The organism is Paraburkholderia heleia NBRC 101817 (genome assembly GCF_000739775.1).
In the GTDB taxonomy this organism is placed as follows: domain Bacteria; phylum Pseudomonadota; class Gammaproteobacteria; order Burkholderiales; family Burkholderiaceae; genus Paraburkholderia; species Paraburkholderia heleia.
Genome location: NZ_BBJH01000009.1, coordinates 165,044 through 179,285, shown reverse-complemented (window position 1 = coordinate 179,285; position 14,242 = coordinate 165,044). Strand labels below are relative to the sequence as shown.

The following is a 14,242-nucleotide window of genomic DNA, read 5'->3' as shown; positions in this document are numbered from 1 at the left end:
TGCGCTGGCATTCCGGCTGGATCACACGCTTGGGGCCGGACGGCGCGCGAAATGGGGCAAATACGCGGCGCGGCCCGGCAACTTGCAGCGCGGCGCGCGCGGGAGATCGGCGCGCGGCCCTGGCTGTCAGGCTAGGATTCTACTGTATATTTATACAGCACGCTGAATGGCCATTCGGCTGAGTCTGCGCCGCCGGTTGCCCCGTATTTGCGCGCCGGATCGCCTATTGCGCCGCGTCGCGCCACATGCCTTCGTACGCCGCCTCGACGCCACGCGCGAAGCGTTCGCCGTCCATGAGCGGCGAGTGCACCATGCGTTCACGCAGCGTCGCGCGCAGATTCGCGAGGCGCGGCAGGTCATCCGCGAGACTCACCGCCGTCTCTACGAACGCGTCGTCGGAATCGGCGGCCAGTTCGGCGAGGCCGAGGTTCGCCAGCTGGCTCAAGCCCGCGCGCCCCGCCACCGTCGGCCCGATCCGCGTGACGACGGGCACGCCCATCCACAGCGCGTCGAGCGACGTGGTATGGCCGTTATACGGCAAGGTATCGAGCCCAAGGTCGATCTCCTGATAGCTGCGCAGATAATCGGCGCGCGGCCTGAACGGCAGGCAGCGCACGCGCGCCGGGTCGATGCCGGCCTGTGCGAGCCGCTGTGTGAGACGGCGCCTCGCTTCGCCCTCGGCCGCCATGAGCACGAGGCGCGCGGCAGGCAGGCGGGCGAATACGCGGGCCCACAGGTTCAGCGTCGTATCGGTGAGCTTGCACGGGTTGTTCAGGCTGCCGAACGTGACGTGTCCCGCACTCGATGCCGGCAGCGCATTCACTTCGGGCTCCAAAGCAAGCGGGTCATAACACCAGAACGTGTGCGGCAAGCGCCACGACTTTTCGCTGTAGTCGCCGTCGTGCACCGGCGGATCGAGCCAGGGATCGGTGAGCCGCCAGTCCACCGCGCCGATTCCGGTCGTGCCGGGATAGGCGAGCCAGGCGACCTGCACCGGCGCCGGCTTGCGTGCGAAGAGGAGAGGCCGGCCGTCGGCCATGTGCATCGTGAGATCGACGAGGATATCGATGCCGTCCGCACGGATCTGCTCCGCCAGCGCCGCGTCGCTCAACGTGCGCACGTCATGCCACTTGTCGACGTGCGCGGCGAGACGTGCGGTCGTCGCATCGGGCCTGACCACGCTCGAATACGCGTGGATCTCGAAGCGCGTGCGGTCGTGGCGGGCGAACAGCGGCGTCATGAACAATGCCTGGCAATGCTCACGAAAATCGCCCGATACGTAACCGATGCGCAAGCGCCGTCCGGTCGCGGCTTCGACAGGCACCTGCATCCGTTGCACGGCGAGCGGCGCTTCGTGCTGCGCGGACCAGCGTCTCGCCTCGTCGAGAATCACCTGCGGATCTTCGGCCTGGAACGACAACGCGTACAGGAGATTACTGTGCGCGATGAGGTTGCCGGGGTCGCTCGCCACGGCCCGGCGAAAGCACTCGATGCCTTCGTCCAGGTCCCCGCAATCCTTGAGCACGTTGCCGAGATTGTTGAGCGTGGCCGAGCGCGATGGATCCAGGCCGAGGGCCTGGCGCAACAACGCTTGCGCCTCGTCCAGGCTGCCGAGCGTGCGCATCAGGTTGGCGGCGTTGTTGAACGCATCGACGAAATCGGGCCGGGCGCGCAGGGCCGCCTTGTACGCTTCGCGTGCAGCCGGGTAATCGCCCAGATCGCGGCAGACATTCCCCAGGTTGTTGGCCGCTTCCGCATGCACCGGGTCGAGCACGAGCGCGCGGCGATATTGCGCTTCGGCGTCGCGCAGACGGCCGCGCGCCTGCAGCGCCACGCCATAGTTGTAGGCCGCATGCGCCATATGTGGTTCGATTGCCACCGCGCGTTCGAGCAAGGGCAATGCCTCGTCGAGGCGCTCGAGGCGCGTCAGCAGCACGCCGAGATTGATCATCGCGACTGGCGTGTCCGGTGCGGCCGCCAAGGCGGCGCGCAAGCTTTCGAGCGCCTCCTCGTCCCGCCCCGCTTCCTGCAGCAGCGTGCCAAGGTTCGTCAATGCGCTGGCATCGCCCGGTTGCAACGCGAGCGCGCGGCGATATGCGGCCTGCGCCTCGCCGGAATCGCCCAGCAGACGCAGGCAATTGCCGAGGTTGTTGCAGGCGTCGGCCCGGTTCGCATCGCGCTCCAGCGCCGCCCGCCACGCCTGCGCCGCTTGCGCCAGCGCACCCTGCGCCTGCAGCGCCGAGCCGAACCCGCACCAGAGATCGGCGGACGACGCGTCCTGCGTCAGCAGACCGCGATAGATCTCCGCCGCTTCGGCATGGCGTGCGGCCATGGCGTAGGCCTGTCCCAACGCTTCGCGGTAGCGCCGCTGACCGGGCTCGACGGCGAGCGCGCGCTGCAGCCAGCCGATCGCATCACCCGGCGCGCCTTCCTGCAAACCGATCACGCCGAGCCGAAACATCGCACCCGCGTGCGTTGCATCGGTTTCGAGCAATTGCCTGTACAGCTGACGCGCGCGCGGCAGGTCACCGGCGAAATGGCTCTCGCTGGCGCGCTCGTAAAGGGAGTCGTTCTGCATCGGGCTCACTGAATTCGTGCAACGGAGTCGTTACCAAACCTTATTCAATATTAACGGCTGTTTCTTTCGAAAACTTCTCACCCCGCTTTATTACCAACTATTGAGCAAGTTCATCGCACGCGAAAATCCTTTCCTTCAAACTCGAAAGGCAGGCGGACGTGCGGCGACACCGCGATGCGCAACGCATCCGGCCGCGCGCCGCCACGCAGCCTCAACAGGAGCCCGACGATGAGCAAGACGATGCAAGCCGCGGTAGTCCGCGCATTTGGCAAACCCCTCGTGCTGGAGGAAGTGGCCGTCCCCACGCCGGGACCCGGCGAGCTACTCGTGAAAATCGAAGCGTGCGGCGTGTGCCACACGGACCTGCACGCCGCGCACGGTGACTGGCCCGTGAAGCCGCAGCCGCCGTTCATTCCCGGTCACGAGGGCGTGGGTTATGTCGTGGGTGTGGGCGCGGGCGTCACGCACGTGAAGGAAGGCGATCGCGTGGGCATTCCGTGGCTCTACTCGGCATGCGGCCATTGCGAACATTGCCTCGGCGGTTGGGAAACGCTTTGCGAGCAGCAGCAGAACACCGGCTATTCGGTCAACGGCGGCTTCGCCCAATATGCAAAGGCCGACGCGAATTACGTGGGCCTGCTGCCGAAAAATATCGATTTCATCGAAATCGCGCCCGTGCTGTGCGCCGGCGTGACGGTCTACAAGGGCCTGAAAGTCACCGACACGCGCCCTGGCAACTGGGTCGTGATTTCCGGCGTGGGCGGCCTCGGCCACATGGCCGTGCAATACGCGCGCGCCATGGGACTCAACGTCGCCGCCGTCGATGTCGACGATACGAAACTCGAACTGGCGAAACGCCTTGGCGCGACCGTGACGGTCAACGCGAAAAACACCGATCCCGCTGCGTATCTGAAGAAGGAAATTGGCGGCGCGCACGGCGTGCTCGTTACCGCGGTCTCGCCGATTGCGTTTTCGCAGGCGCTCGGCATGGTGCGCCGGGGCGGCACGGTGTCGTTAAACGGGCTGCCGCCCGGCGACTTTCCGCTGCCGATCTTCGACATGGTGCTAGGCGGCGTGACGGTGCGCGGCTCGATCGTCGGCACGCGTCTCGACCTCGAAGAGTCGCTGATGTTCGCGCAGGAAGGCAAGGTCAAGGCGACCGTCTCCACCGACAAGCTGGAGAACATCAACGACGTGTTCGCACGCATGGAGCGCGGCGCGATCGAAGGCCGCGTCGTGCTCGATATGGCGGGGTAAGCCGCGCGCGGCGGCTCAAGGAAAACGCGCCGGACCGCGCCGCAAGGCGATGTCCGGCGCGTGCCAGTCACGAAAACGAATGCGGCGTCAGTCCGCTACGTCCACGCCCGTCAATGTCTGTACCTCGGGCGGCTGTGCCACCCACGCACCGATCTTCGCGCGGTAAGCAGCATAGTGGGCGCTGTCGCGATGCGCCTGCACCGCGGCTTCATCGACGTAAGCCTCGTAGAGGTAAAAACCTGGCGCGCCGTCCGCGCGGCGCAGCAGGTCGTAGCGCAGATTGCCCGGTTCCTTGCGCGTCTGCGTGACCATGTCGCGCGTCAATGCCTCCACTTCGGCGACATGCTCGGGCTTGGGTGTAATGCTCGCGATTAGATAGACAGTCATCGGAATTTCCTCATCATCAACGGTTTTGCGGATCGGCAAACTTCGGCAAGTTTCAGCCGGCCTTGTAGCGCTCGAGCCAGTGCGCGTACGGCGCGGGCAAGGTCCAGGCGGCGCGTTCGACGCCCAGCTGCTGGGCCGCGAAGTACGGCCAGTGCGGATTGGCGAGATGCGCGCGCCCGACCATCACGAGGTCGAGCTGCTCCTTCGCCACCGAGCGCTCGGCCAGTTCCGGCGTGCCGATCCCCCACGCCGACGACACCGGCAGACCGGTTGCGCGACGCACCTTTTGTGCGATCGGCGCGAGGAACGCGGGCGCCCATGGAATCTGTGCGGCGGGCGTGGAGAACCCGACGCTCACGCCCAGCATGTCGAGGCCTTCGCGCTTGAAGCCCTTGGCCAGTTCAATCGACTCGGCGAGCGTTTCCTCGTCGCGGCCATCGTACTCGATCACGCCAAAGCGCGCCGTCAGCGGCAGATGCTCCGGCCAGACCTTGCGCACCGCAGCCAACGTCTCCAGCAGGAAACGGCTGCGGTTTTCGAGGCTGCCGCCGTAGGCGTCGTCGCGGTGATTCGAATGCGTCGAGAAAAAGCTCTGGCCGAGATAGCCGTGAGCAAAGTGCAGTTCGAGCCATTCGAAGCCGGCTGCGAGCGCGCGCTGCGCCGCGGCCACGAAGTCCTCGCGCACGCGCGCGATGTCGTCGAGCGTCATCGCCTTCGGCACCTTCGGCAAATGCGCGCCGAACGCCGTTGCCGAGGGCGCGATGGTCTGCCAGCCGCGCGCATTGCCTTCGGCAATGTGGTCGTCGCCTTCCCACGGGCGATTCGCGCTCGCCTTGCGGCCCGCGTGTGCAATCTGGATGCCGGGCACGGCGCCCGCCGCCTTGATTGCGGCGACGGTCGGCTTGAACGCCTCCATCTGCGCGTCGTTCCACAGGCCCGTGCAACCCGGCGTGATGCGGCCTTCGGGCGAAACCGCCGTCGCCTCGACGATCACGAGGCCCGCGCCGCCGCGCGCGATCTGCGCGTAGTGGACGTGGTGCCAGTCGTTGATCACGCCATCGACGGCCATGTACTGGCACATCGGCGGCACGGCGATGCGGTTGCGCAGGGACACGCCCTTGAGCTTGAACGGCTCGAACAATGCTGACATCTACAGCTCCTTTCTTGGCGCAGGTCGCGCGTCGCGCGGCATCTGCGCCGGTTGGCAAAAACGGGATTTCCTTGCGGCGGCGCGCAGCCGGACACGCACGGCGAGGACAGCTCGCAGCGCTGCCGAAAGAAAATAGAGGGAAGCAAACGCGTTCGCAGATAACGGGCGCGTTCGCGCAGCATCAAGCGCGGCGCAGCGCCGCGAGCAAGGCTTCGGCAACCGGCTCCGACGAAGCCGGGTTCTGGCCCGTGATGAGCAGGCCGTCGGTTGCGACATGCGCTTGCCAGTCGGCGGCCTTGGAGTATTGGCCGCCGGCCGCCTTCAGCATGTCTTCGACGAGGAACGGCACGACGTCCGTCAACTGCACGGCCGCTTCTTCGTCGTTCGAAAAACCGGTGACCGACTTGCCGGCCACGAGCGGCTTGCCGTCCGCCCCCTTCACGTGGCGCAGCACACCCGGCGCGTGGCAGACAGCAGCGACAGGCTTGCCCGCGGCAATCGTCTTTTCGATCAGGGCGATCGAAACCGGATCTTCGGCCAGGTCCCAGAGCGGGCCGTGGCCGCCCGGGTAGAACACGGCGTCGAACGCGCCCGCGTCGATATCGGCGAGACGTTGCGTATTGGCAAGCGCCGTTTGCGCCGCGGTGTCGGATGCGAAACGCCGCGTCGCATCGGTCTGCGCGGCGGGATCGCTGCTCTTCGGATCGAGCGGCGGCTGGCCACCCCTGGGCGAGGCGAGCGTGAGCTCGGCGCCGGCATCGCGCAGCGCGTAGTACGGCGCGGCGAATTCCTCGAGCCAGAAGCCCGTCTTCTTGCCCGTGTTGCCGAGGTCCTCGTGCGAGGTCAAAACGATCAGTACCTTCATCGGCGTTCCTTTTTTGAGTTGGGTTCGGGCGCTCGCACGCCCTTCGGAAACCGGACTCTTCATACGCTATTAGACCGGTCGTCTAGTTTTTCAGCGCAATGCGCGGCACGCGCACCGTTCACGCGCTGCCGCTACTTCGCGTGCAATGGATTGCCCGCAGGCAGGTTTAGCAGAATTCGCGTGGTCGCCATGGCCGCGTCGAGCGGCTTGCGGTCGCGGTGGATCTTTTCGAGCAGCGTCGCGCCGAGCCACAGTTCGTAGAGCGTCACCGCCATCGTCGCGGCGTCGTTCACGCCCGCGAGCGAGCCGTCCGCGCGCCCTGCCTCGAGACACGCGGCAATGCGCGAGATCGTCGCGTCGGTACCGAGACGCAGCGCCTCGCGCATGGCCTCGGAAAGGTCGCTCACCTCCGCGCCCAGCTTCACCGCGAGACACTTGCCTACGGGGTCGTCGGCGCACTGGATCAGGCGCCAGTCGTCCCAGTAGCGCATCAGCTTCTCGGCCGCGGTGCCCGGCGCACGCAGCAGCATGTCGTCGAGGCGCTCCGCATACGCAGCGAAATACGACGTGAGCAAGGCTTCGCCGAACGCTTCCTTCGAGCCGAAATAGTGATAGAACGACCCTTTGGGCACACCCGCGGCCGCGAGGATCTCATTGAGACCGACCGCGGAAAAGCCCTTGCCCAGCAGAATGGGCATGGCGGTATCGAGGATATGTTGCCGCACTTCAACGGCTGCCGCTGCATTCATGAGGTGGGATGTTACAGAGCGATTAGACCGGTCGTCTAGTAATCTCCCATGATGAGTAGTGGCATTGCAGCGCAACCGGTCACATCAACCGCCGCTCTATGAGCGCGTGGCCGTGAAATGCATAGGGCCGCAAAAAAAGAAAACGCCGCCGGCCCGAAGGCCTGGCGGCGTTTCCCTTTGCGCTTCACCCGAAGCGAGCGAAGCGCAAGTCCAGCAACGCTGAGCGCTTAACGCGACATCATGTTCATGCTGACGTTGTGCATGACCCACAGCGTGCCGACGACCACGATCAGGACCGTCAACACCGTGAAGCCGAATGCCGTCACGTTCCAGCGCTGGCCCGACGACGTGTTCATGTGCAGGAAGAACACGAGGTGAACCACGATCTGCACCGCAGCCAGCACGGCGAGGCCGAGCAGTGCGGTTTCGCGCGGGAAGCCGCCATGCAGCACGAGCCAGAACGAAGCGGCCGTGAGCACCACCGCCAGGACGAAACCTGCCAGGTAGCTGCCTACGCTGCCATGGCTTTCTTCTTCATGGATGGAATGAGCACTCATTTAGATCACGCTCGCAAGATAAACAAAGGAGAACACGCAGATCCAGACGATGTCCAGAAAGTGCCAGAAGAGGCTCAGGCACGTCAGGCGGCGCAGTTCGCGCTCGCCCAGCGTCGGCGCCTTCGCGACCTGAACCATCAGGACGATCATCCAGATCATGCCCATCGTCACGTGGATACCGTGCGTGGCGACCAGCGTGAAGAACGACGAGAGGAATGCGCTGCGGCTCGGGCCCGCGCCTTCTTCGATCAGATGCGCGAATTCATGCAGTTCGAAGTACAGGAAGGTCGCGCCCAGCACGAACGTGATGGCCAGCCACAGCAGAACCTGGCCGGTGCGCTTCTTGTACGCCGCAATCATCGCGAAACCGTACGTGATGGACGACAGCAGCAGCACGGCCGTTTCCATGGCCACGCCCGGAATGTCGAACAGGTCCTTGCCCGTCGGGCCGCCTGCGAACTGGTTCTGCATCACGGCGAACACTGCGAACAGCGAGCCGAACAGAATACAGTCCGTCATCAGGTACAGCCAGAAGCCGAACACCGAGTGTGACGGCGGGTGATCGTGGTGATCGTGCTCCGCGAGTGCGGCCGCACTTGTTTTCGTCAACATCAGTTGGCCTCCATTGCTGCTTCAACCTTGCCGCGGCGTTGCTTGTCTTCGAACGCCTTGACCAGTGCGCGGCTACGCGCTTCTTCGTCTGCCCGGACCTTGGCGGCCGGGATGTAATAGCCTTCGTTCTTCTGGAAGCTGTAGGCGATGGCCGTGCCGACAATGCCGACGAAACCAACGATCATGAGCCACCAGATGTGCCAGATGCCAGCGAAGCCGAGCACCAGGCTGAAGAAACCGATGAACAGACCCGCGCTCGTGTTCGAGGGCATGTGGATGTCGGTGTACTTCGTGTTCGCGACGTCCACGGTTTCGCGGCCGGTTTCCTTCAGGTGCGCAAACTCGTCGAGCTCGCTCACGTGCGGAATGATCGCGAAGTTGTACGACGGCGGCGGCGACGAGATCGACCACTCCAGCGTACGGCCACCCCACGGATCGCCCGTCAGATCGCGGTTTTCCGGCAGGTTGCGGTCGCGGATCGACACGTACAACTGCAGCAGCTGGTGTGCGATACCGATTGCCACGAGCACGGCGCCAACCCACGCGATGATCATCCACGGATGCCATGCCGGATTGTCGTAGTGGTTCAGACGGCGCGTTGCGCCCATGAAGCCCAGCACGTACAGCGGCGTGAACGCGACGTAGAAGCCCGAGAGCCAGAACCAGAACGCGCGCTTGCCGAGCTTTTCGTTGAGCTTGAAGCCGAACGCCTTCGGGAACCAGTAGTTGAAGCCGGCGAGGTAGCCGAACAGCACGCCGCCGATGATCACGTTGTGGAAGTGAGCAATCAGGAACAGCGAGTTGTGCAGCACGAAGTCCGCGCCCGGAATCGCCATCATCACGCCGGTCATGCCGCCGATGGTGAAGGTGACCATGAAGCCGATCGTCCAGAGCACCGACGAGTTGAACTCGAGGCGGCCGCGGTAGATCGTGAACAGCCAGTTGAAGATCTTCACGCCCGTCGGGATCGAGATGATCATCGTCATGATGCCGAAGAACGCGTTGACGTTCGCGCCCGAACCCATCGTGAAGAAGTGGTGCAGCCACACGAGGAACGAGAGCACCATGATCGCGCAGGTCGCGTAGACCATGGCCTTGTAGCCGAACAGCGGCTTCTTCGCGTAGGTCGCGACGACTTCCGAGAAAATACCGAACGCCGGCAGGATCAGGATGTACACCTCGGGGTGGCCCCAGGCCCAGATCAGGTTCAGGTACAGCATGGCGTTGCCGCCGCCGTCATTCGTGAAGAAGTGCGTGCCGATGTAGCGGTCGAGGCCGAGCAGCGCGAGCGTCACGGTCAGGATCGGGAACGCGGCCATGATCAGCACGTTCGTGCACAGCACCGTCCACGTGAACACCGGCATCTTCATCATCGTCATGCCGGGAGCGCGCATCTTGATGATGGTGACGAAGAAGTTCACGCCGGTCAGCAGCGTGCCGACACCGGAGATCTGCAGCGCCCACAGGTAGTAATCGACGCCTACCCCTGGACTGTATGCAAGCTCCGAAAGCGGCGGATACGCGAGCCAGCCGGTCTGCGCGAACTCACCCACGACGAGCGAGATCATCAGCAGGATGGCGCCGACTGCGGTCATCCAGAACGACAGCGAGTTCAGGAACGGGAACGCGACGTCGCGTGCGCCGATCTGCAGCGGCACGATGATGTTCATCAGGCCGACCATGAAGGCCATGGCCATGAAGAAGATCATGATCACGCCGTGCGCCGTGAAGATCTGGTCGTAGTGGTGCGGCGGCAGGTAGCCCGGCGCGTTGTACGCGAGCGCGAGCTGGGTACGCATCATGATGGCGTCGGCGAAGCCGCGCAGCAGCATGATGAGGGCGAGCACGATGTACATCACGCCCAGACGCTTGTGGTCGACGCTCGTCAGCCACTCCGTCCACAGATATTTCCACTTGCCGAAGTAAGTGATGACACCGAGCACGAGTGCCCCGATGACTGCCATGCCGATCATCGTGCCGACGATAATCGGCTCGTGATACGGAATGGCATCCAGTGTAAGTTTTCCGAACATGCCTGGTTTACCCCTTGGTCACGCACGACGGGTCACTGAAATTCGTGACGTGGCCGTTGTTGTACTTCGCGATGATGTTGTTGAAGAGCTTCGGGTCGACCGTCGAGAAGTACTCGACAGGAGCCTTTTCGCTGGGCTGCGCGACCGTTGCGTACTGATCCATGGAAAGCTGCGTCTGCGACGCCTTCACCTTCTGAACCCACGCGTCGAAGTCTTGCTGGCTGGTGGCGAGCGTGCGGAACTTCATGTCCGAGAAGCCCTTGCCGCTGAAGTTCGCCGAGAGGCCGGCGTAGTCGCCGGCATGGTCGGCGATCAGGTGCAGACGGGTCTGCATGCCAGCCATCGCATAAACCTGGGTGCCAAGCTGCGGGATGAAGAACGAGTTCATCACCGAATCCGACGTGATGCTGAAGTTCACCGGCGTGCCAACGGGCACGGCCAGCTGGTTCACCGTCGCGATACCGAGATCCGGGTAGATGAACAGCCACTTCCAGTCGAGCGCCACAACTTCGACGTTGATCGGCTTGACGTTCGATTCGAGCGGCTTGTAGGGGTCGAGCTCGTGCGTGGTTTTCCACGTGAGCACGCCGAGGAAGAGAATGATCAGCGTCGGGATAGTCCAGACGACGATTTCGATCGCCGTCGAGTGCGTCCACTTCGGCGCGTAGGTGGCGCTACGGTTCGACGCGCGGTAGCGGTACGCAAACCACAGCGTCAGGACGATCACAGGGATCACCACGATCAGCATGGCCCATGTGGAGGTAGCGATCAGCTGCTTCTCCGCCACGCCCACACTTCCCTTGGGGTCAAGGAGCTCCATGTTGCATCCGGAAAGACACATGGCCAATCCGGCGCTGATGGGCAGCAGTAACCTTTGAAAGGTCGTTCTTTTCATCACGTTTGCCTGAAATTCATTCATTGAATAGTTCCGGACACATCCCCTGACATCCGACAAGGAAGCGCGCCCGCATCATACAGCCGCTTTGATATTTCGCAATCAATGAATGTGGAAAATGACCTTTGTCAAAACAAGATTGAGACACTTTGTCGCATGTGTTCGCGAGGTTTGTCGCGCCTCGGAAACACACGCACGTCGCGCCCTGCTCTGCCCTTGACAGCGGCCCGCCGCGGCTACTTTTCGAATCTCAAAATTCGAAAACTCCTTGGACGCACAAACGCGCCGCACTGCCCATGGGCGGTGCGGCGCGTTGGTTGCGCCGTCAATCTTCAGCGATCACGTCGGCGAGTGCGAAGCACGAACGTCCGTGCCTGCACGCACTGCGTCAGCAGGCGCTGCATCGTCGACAGTTTGCTTGCTGCGACCGGCCTGGGTGACGAGGTTCGCCGCCGAGACCTCGATCGCGTCGGTCATCGGCTTCGGGTAAAGGCCGATGGCGAGCACGAACACTGCGAGCGAAGCAAAGATCAGCGTTTCGCGGCGGCCGATGTCGGCCAGCTTCGCAACGCCCTTGTTCGCCACAGCGCCGAAGATCACGCGCTTGTACATCCACAGGGTGTACGCAGCGCTCAGAATGACGGTCGTCGCGGCGATCGCGCCGACCCAGAAGTTCACGCGGATCGCGCCCATGATGACCATGAACTCGCCCACGAAGCCCGACGTGCCCGGCAGGCCGAGGTTGGCCATGCAGAACAGCATCATGAAGGTGGCGTAGCGCGGCATGACATTGACGACGCCGCCGTAAGCCGAGATCGTGCGCGTCCGGGTGCGGTCGAACAGCACGCCGATCGAGAGCAGCATCGCGCCCGAGACGAAACCGTACGAGATCATCTGCACGATCGCGCCTTCGGTACCGATCTGGTTGAAGAGGAACAGGCCCAGCGTGACGAGGCCCATGTGCGCGACCGTCGAATACGCGAGCAGCTTGGTCATGTCGGTCTGCGCGAGCGCGAGCAGGCTCGAGTAGACCACGGCCACGAGCGAGAGCGTGATGATCGCCGGCGCGAAGAAGTGCGCGGCGTCAGGCGTGATCGGCAGCGTGAAGCGCAGGAAGCCGTAGCCGCCGAGCTTGAGCATGGCCAGCATCACGGTCGCGCCGGTCGGCGCTTCGAGGTGGACGTCGGGCAGCCAGGTGTGGAACGGCCACATCGGGACCTTCACCGCGAAGGCCGCGAAGAAGCCGATGAACACCAGGATCTGCGGAATGAAGCCGAGCGCGAGGCCGTGCCACACCGACATGTCGAAGGTGTGCGACTGGCTGTAGAGGTACAGCATCGACACCAGCATCAGCAGGGAGCCGGCCAGCGAGAAGAAGAAGAACTTGACCGCGGCATAGGTGCGGCGGGCATTGCCCCACGTGCCGATCAGCAGGTACAGCGGGATCAGCGTGGCTTCGAAGAACACGAAGAACAGCATGCCGTCGGTCGCGGCGAAGGTGCCGACCATCAGGCCCGAGAGAATCAGGAACGCGCCGAAGTACTGGGCGACGCGCACCGTGATCGATTCCCACGAGGCGATCACGATCACGAGCGTCGTGAACGCGGTGAGCACCACGAGCCACATCGAAATACCGTCGATCCCGAGTCGCCACGCCACGCCGAACTCAGGCAGCCATTCGCGGAATTCGACGAACTGCATGCCGGCCGCGTGGTTGTCGAAGCCGGAAATGAGCGGGAGGGTCAGCAGCAGACCGACGACGGCGCCAACGAGCGACAGCCAACGGGCACGCTGCGGATGACGATCCGACCCGAGGCGCAGCACGGCCACGCCGAACAGGATGGGAATCCAGATCGCCAGACTCAGGAATGGAACGGATTGCATTTCAACAGGACCTCAAAAATGCGGAGCAAATAGCTTCCACGGCGCACATTCAGGTGCGCAAGCAACTTGAAAGATTGACGCGGGGTGAAAATCGTACCAGGCTGGCTGTAATGTATTTGTCAGCGACGAGGCGAAATGCAACACACGTTCAAGGGTTAACGAGGGTAAACGGAATACGGAAGTTTTGCAGCGCAACAACACGGGCCGGATCGAAGATTGATACAAGTCATTGTTTTTCTTAAGAAACGTACTAAGAGAAAAAACAACAAACAGGCTCTTACCGCCCATTTTTGGTCGCGAAATCAGCGCGATCGACCTCCGGGACGCCATGACGCGCGGCAGGCTGTCACGCTACGCGGCCCGAATAATACCTTACTTGTTTCTTTCTGTTCAATGACTTATGCACTTGCAGCGGCCTCCAGAATGCGTGCCAGGGCCGCTCCACGTGCCCTTGCGCGGTGCAAAAAAAAGCCCCGGCCTTCATGGGACCGGGGCCAACTCTCACGTTGCGCCAGAACACTGGAACACGCATGGCCGGCACTTTAGCGACTTGTGTCCCCTTAATTAAGAGCGCTGGCTGGAACAGTCCCTTCCCGGTTGCGCGAAGTCATCGTCCTCGCGGCAGCCTCTTTGACTGCAATACACAAATGAGAATCATTTGCATTTAGAAAAAATTTGCCCGAGAATGGAGCCCATGCCGGACGACCCGGCGCCACCCGAACGATTTGTGCGGGACCGGAGGCTCCATGAACTACACCGCCCCTTTCGCAAGAAATGACACGCTGATCGACGACACCTTCGTCCAGCACCCCGACACCGCCGAGCAGACCGTTCTGCGCGCCGTGCGCACCTGGTTGCGCCCACATTGCGACGCCTACGCCAAGGTCGAAAGCTGGCGCGGCGTGCTCGCCGATGCGGGGCTCGGCGCGGAAGGCTTCGGCTATTTCGATCTGCTGATGGGCACCCTGTGCCGCGCCTCGCGCCGCCCGCTCGACACGCGCTGCCGCTGCGCTTGCGAACTCGCGAAGGACGAAGGCTCGCTGCTGCAGGTGATCGCGCTTTTGCAGTCCACGCGCAGCGAAGCCGCCGTGCAACTCCTCAACGACTGGCTGCCCACGTCGAGCGTAAGCGGCATGCTCAAAACCACGCGCTGGTTCGCCATCGCGCTGCTTGACGCGGGATTGCGGTTGAGCGACCGCTCGCGCCGCGTCACCTACATGCACTGACTGCACTGACACAGGCACTGACCGGCCCGCACGGCCGGCGCTCCTTTTT

12 protein-coding genes are annotated in these 14,242 nt (G+C 63.4%); 2 read left to right on the top strand and 10 right to left on the bottom strand.

The window, feature by feature from the left end; all coding sequences use genetic code 11:
• Positions 1-223 precede the first annotated feature (223 nt).
• Positions 224-2,578, bottom strand: coding sequence for a tetratricopeptide repeat protein (locus BHE01S_RS10755; RefSeq protein WP_042263576.1), 2,355 nt, complete (start codon positions 2,576-2,578; stop codon positions 224-226).
• A 228-nt stretch (positions 2,579-2,806) separates the two neighbouring features.
• On the opposite strand from BHE01S_RS10755, the gene adhP reads away from it, so the two are divergent.
• Entirely contained in the window at positions 2,807-3,835 is a 1,029-nt protein-coding gene (gene adhP / locus BHE01S_RS10750) for an alcohol dehydrogenase AdhP (RefSeq protein WP_042263718.1), read from the top strand.
• Between the two features lie 87 nt (positions 3,836-3,922).
• Here adhP and BHE01S_RS10745 read toward each other — a convergent pair whose 3' ends face one another.
• The 9 genes from BHE01S_RS10745 to BHE01S_RS10705 form a co-directional block, all read right to left on the bottom strand.
• Positions 3,923-4,222 carry a putative quinol monooxygenase gene (locus tag BHE01S_RS10745; RefSeq protein WP_042263575.1) on the bottom strand — a complete coding sequence of 100 codons (300 nt, stop codon included), beginning with the start codon at positions 4,220-4,222 and terminating at the stop codon, positions 3,923-3,925.
• Between the two features lie 52 nt (positions 4,223-4,274).
• Positions 4,275-5,372 (bottom strand): NADH:flavin oxidoreductase/NADH oxidase, encoded by a 1,098-nt coding sequence (locus tag BHE01S_RS10740; protein WP_042263573.1) that lies wholly within the window; start codon positions 5,370-5,372, stop codon positions 4,275-4,277.
• A 181-nt stretch (positions 5,373-5,553) separates the two neighbouring features.
• A complete protein-coding gene (locus BHE01S_RS10735; RefSeq protein WP_042263571.1) occupies positions 5,554-6,237 on the bottom strand; it encodes a type 1 glutamine amidotransferase domain-containing protein in 684 nt (227 codons plus the stop codon).
• 131 nt (positions 6,238-6,368) lie between these two features.
• A complete protein-coding gene (locus BHE01S_RS10730; RefSeq protein WP_042263569.1) occupies positions 6,369-6,986 on the bottom strand; it encodes a TetR/AcrR family transcriptional regulator in 618 nt (205 codons plus the stop codon).
• A gap of 227 nt (positions 6,987-7,213) precedes the next feature.
• On the bottom strand, positions 7,214-7,543 hold the full coding sequence (cyoD, locus tag BHE01S_RS10725; protein ID WP_042263567.1) for a cytochrome o ubiquinol oxidase subunit IV: 330 nt from the start codon (positions 7,541-7,543) through the stop codon (positions 7,214-7,216).
• Positions 7,544-8,155, bottom strand: a complete 612-nt coding sequence (gene cyoC / locus BHE01S_RS10720; RefSeq protein ID WP_042263565.1) for a cytochrome o ubiquinol oxidase subunit III — start codon at positions 8,153-8,155, stop codon at positions 7,544-7,546. It abuts the gene before it with no gap.
• The gene (cyoB, locus tag BHE01S_RS10715) at positions 8,155-10,188 is read right to left on the bottom strand and encodes a cytochrome o ubiquinol oxidase subunit I (RefSeq protein ID WP_042263563.1); all 2,034 of its coding nucleotides are present in this window, start codon (positions 10,186-10,188) and stop codon (positions 8,155-8,157) included. Before cyoB ends, cyoC begins: the two co-directional genes overlap by 1 nt.
• Positions 10,189-10,195: 7 nt before the next feature.
• Positions 10,196-11,083, bottom strand: a complete 888-nt coding sequence (gene cyoA / locus BHE01S_RS10710; RefSeq protein WP_042263716.1) for a ubiquinol oxidase subunit II — start codon at positions 11,081-11,083, stop codon at positions 10,196-10,198.
• Between the two features lie 339 nt (positions 11,084-11,422).
• Positions 11,423-12,967 (bottom strand): NADH-quinone oxidoreductase subunit M, encoded by a 1,545-nt coding sequence (locus BHE01S_RS10705; protein WP_042263560.1) that lies wholly within the window; start codon positions 12,965-12,967, stop codon positions 11,423-11,425.
• 746 nt (positions 12,968-13,713) lie between these two features.
• Here BHE01S_RS10705 and BHE01S_RS10700 point away from each other — a divergent pair.
• Positions 13,714-14,193, top strand: coding sequence for a hypothetical protein (locus BHE01S_RS10700; protein WP_042263559.1), 480 nt, complete (start codon positions 13,714-13,716; stop codon positions 14,191-14,193).
• The last annotated feature ends 49 nt before the right edge of the window (positions 14,194-14,242 follow it).